The 3577-nt window shown below is 69.2% G+C and carries 3 protein-coding genes; 2 read left to right on the top strand and 1 reads right to left on the bottom strand.

Annotated elements, in window-relative coordinates:
• The coding region (locus HUK84_RS12585; RefSeq protein ID WP_176640603.1) for a cation:proton antiporter domain-containing protein at positions 1–862 on the bottom strand (862 nt) is incomplete at its 3' end.
• A 103-nt stretch (positions 863–965) separates the two neighbouring features.
• On the opposite strand from HUK84_RS12585, the gene yghU reads away from it, so the two are divergent.
• Together yghU and HUK84_RS12595 are read left to right on the top strand one after the other, a co-directional pair.
• Positions 966–1829, top strand: coding sequence for a glutathione-dependent disulfide-bond oxidoreductase (gene yghU, locus HUK84_RS12590; protein ID WP_176640604.1), 864 nt, complete (start codon positions 966–968; stop codon positions 1827–1829).
• Between the two features lie 94 nt (positions 1830–1923).
• Entirely contained in the window at positions 1924–3522 is a 1599-nt protein-coding gene (locus HUK84_RS12595; protein WP_176640605.1) for an APC family permease, read from the top strand.
• Positions 3523–3577 lie beyond the last annotated feature (55 nt).

Raw genomic sequence — 3577 nt, forward strand, 5'->3', positions numbered from 1 at the left:
GGCGCGCGGCAGAGCTGCCCAGCCACAGCCCCGCCACCACCACCGCGATCGGCCCCGACAGGCCCAGCGCGTTCGCCAGGCTGAACGTCCCCGTCGCCAGGCTCAGCGACACCAGCAATTCCAGGTGCGCGTCCTCCACCAGCAGCGCGCAGCGCAGCGCCACCCACCCCGACACGAACCCCAGCACCCCACCGCCGACCGCCTCGATGCCGAAGGCCCGGGCGGCCTCCCACAGGCCGAACCCGCCCGCGCCCACCTGCGCCACTCCCGTCTGTGTCGTCCCCGTCTGTGTCGCCAGCATCATCGCCACGCCGAAGACGACCACCCCCACCCCGTCATTGAACAGGCTTTCCCCGGCGAACACCGCCTGCATCGGCCCGGGCAGGCCCAGCCGCCGCAGCATGCCGACGACCGAAACCGGGTCGGTGGGCGCCAGGATCGCCCCCAGCACGACGCACCACAGGGGCGACACCTTCAGCCCCAGCAGCAGGAACACCCCGTACATCGCCCCGCCGAACAGCCCCACCGCCAGCAGCGTGCCCAGCAGCGCCAGAAACAGCACCGCGCCCATGCGCGCCATCAACTGGTCCAGATCGACCTGCAGCGCCCCCGCGAACAGCAGAAAGGACAGCGCCCCCTCCAGCAGATTGCCCGGCAGGTCCGCCTGCCGCAGCACCGCGCGCGGCAGGGCCTGCAAATCATGCCCCGGCGTCAGCGCGTCGACCCCCATCAACACGAAGGACACGAACAGCGCGATCACCAGGATGCCGATCGTCGTCGGCAGCCGCAGCGTCCGCCGGTTGACGATCCCGAACAGCGACGACAGGCACAGCAGCAGGGCGAACAGGCCAAGCGACGTCACGTATCTTCCTCCCTCTCAGGCGCCGTCTGGATCGCACGCCGCCTCGGGCATACTCTCATCGCCGCGCCATTTTGCAGCCATCTCAGATCCGGGAATATCCGAAATGTCCGATTCCTCCGACTACACCCCGCCCAAGATCTGGACCTGGAACCGGCAGGCCGGCGGACTGAACCGCCCCATCGCCGGCGCGACCCACGACCAGGAACTGCCGGTCGGCCGCCATCCGCTGCAGCTCTATTCGCTGGCCACGCCGAACGGTCAGAAGGTCACGATCCTGCTCGAGGAATTGCTGGCCGCCGGCCATGACGGCGCGGAATATGACGCCTGGCCGATCCGCATCGGCCAGGGCGACCAGTTCGGCAGCGGCTTCGTGGACATCAATCCCAATTCCAAGATCCCGGCGCTGCTCGACCGCTCGGGGCCCGAACCGGTGCGCGTCTTCGAATCCGGATCGATCCTGCTCTACCTGGCCGAGAAATTCGGCGCCTTCCTGCCGGCCGACCCGGCGGCGCGCGCCGAATGCCTGTCCTGGCTGTTCTGGCAGATGGGCAGCGCCCCCTCTCTCGGCGGCGGGTTCGGCCATTTCTACGCCTTCGCGCCCACCAAGATCCAATATGCCATCGACCGTTTCGCGATGGAGACCAAGCGCCTGCTCGACGTGCTCGACCGCCGGCTGGCGGCCAGCGCCTATCTCGCCGGCAGCGAGTACACGATCGCCGACATCGCCGCCTTCCCCTGGTATGGCGGGCTGGTCAAGGGTTGGCTCTATGGCGCGGCCGACTTCCTGTCGGTCCAGGACTACCGGCACGTGCTGCGCTGGGCCGACACGATCCTGGCGCGCCCCGCCGTCCAGCGCGGGCGGATGGTCAACCGCCTCAGCGGCGATCCCTCCACCCAGTTGCACGAACGCCACGACGCCGCCGATTTCGACACCAGGACGCAGGACAAGCTGAACGCCCCGTCATAGGAACAGCCTCACGCCGGGCGACTTGCCGAGGGACGCGGCTTTTGTAACACTACCGCAACCGACCAGCCGCCCACTCCGGAGTAGCCCGCCCCGCATGGATGTCCGCCCCGATCATCGCCCGGACCTTCATCGCCCGGATCTTCATCGCCTGGACCTTCATCGCCCGGCCCATCATCCTCATCGCCTTGCCCACCGCCTGACCCGCCGCAAACCGGTCGAAGCCCTGCTGGCGGACAGCAGCGATCACGGCGGCGATCACGGTAGCAACCCGGGCGACAATCGGGGCGATGGACGGCTGGGGCGCTCCATCACCCTCTTCCAGCTCACCCTGTTCGGCGTCGGCGCGACCATCGGCACCGGCATCTTCTTCGTCCTCTCCGAGGAAGTGCCCGTGGCGGGGCCGGCCGTGCTGGTCGCCTTCCTGATCGCCGGCCTGGCGGCCGGTCTCACGGCCATGTGCTACGCGGAAATGAGTTCGATGATCCCGGTCTCGGGCTCGTCCTACTCCTACGCCTACGCGACGCTGGGCGAAGGGGCGGCCTTCTTCGTCGCCGCGTCGCTGGCGCTGGAATACGGCGTGTCCGCCGCCGCCGTGGCCATCGGCTGGAGCGAATATCTCCGCAACCTCCTGTTCAACGTCACGGGGCTCAGCCTGCCCGAATGGATGCTCTCGGCGCCGCTGGTCGCGGACGCGACCGGCGTGCATCCCGGCGGGCGGGGCCTGATGAACCTGCCCGCCGCGATCCTGGTCTTCCTGTGCGCGCTGCTGCTGGCGCGCGGGGCGCGGGAATCGGCGCGGGCGAACGCGATCATGGTGATGGTCAAGCTCGGCGTGCTGGCCCTGTTCATCGCGCTCGCCGCGACGGTTTTCCATTCCGGCAATCTCGCCCCCTTCGCGCCCCACGGCTTCGCCGGGGTCAGCATGGCCGCGGGGGCGATCTTCTTCACCTTCGTCGGGCTGGACGCGATCTCGACGGCGGGCGAGGAAGTCGAAAACCCGCGCCGCAACCTCCCGCTCGCCATCGTGCTCGCCCTCGCCGTGGTGACGTGCTTCTACGTGCTGGTCACCCTCACCGCGCTCGGCGCGCAGGACCAGACGCGCTTCGCCGGGCAGGAAGCCGGCCTCGCCGTCATCCTGCAGACCATCACCGGCGCGACGTGGCCCGCGGTCATCCTGTCCGCCGGGGCGGTGGTGTCGGTCTTCTCGGTCACGCTGATCGTGCTGTACGGCCAGACGCGCATCCTGTTCGCCGTCTCGCGCGACGGCCTGCTGCCGCCGATCTTCCACCGCGTGAATCCCCAGACCATGACGCCCACCGCCAACACCTTCATCGTGGCGGCGCTGGTGGCGCTGGCGGCGGCCCTCCTGCCGGCCGACATGCTGTGGCACCTCACCAGCATGGGCACGCTGGTGGCGTTCACCGTGGTGTCGGCGGGCGTGATCCTGCTGCGCTACCGGCGGCCGGACATGCCGCGCGGCTTTCACGTCCCGTTCTTTCCGTACCTGCCGATCCTCAGCATCCTGTGCTGCCTGTATCTGATCGCCAATCTCTCGGCGATCGTGCTGATGCTCACCCTGGCCTGGGGCGTGGTCGCCGCCATCTTCTATTTCACCTACTCAGCGCGGCATTCTCTTCTGGAGCGGGCCCTTCCGGAACGGGCCCTTCCGGAGCGGGGTCCGGATACGCCATGACGCCCCCGCCGCTCATCATCGGGGTCTCGGCCGGCGACGGCGCCCGGGCGGCGCT

The sequence above is a fragment of the Nguyenibacter vanlangensis genome (assembly GCF_013376155.1).
GTDB classification, from domain to species: Bacteria; Pseudomonadota; Alphaproteobacteria; order Acetobacterales; family Acetobacteraceae; genus Gluconacetobacter; species Gluconacetobacter vanlangensis.

Excerpts from the sequence above, each read along its gene's own strand:
- yghU (WP_176640604.1), top strand. The coding sequence starts at position 966 with ATGTCCGATTCCTCCGACTACACCCCGCCCAAGATCTGGACCTGGAAC.
- HUK84_RS12595 (WP_176640605.1), top strand. The coding sequence starts at position 1,924 with ATGGATGTCCGCCCCGATCATCGCCCGGACCTTCATCGCCCGGATCTT.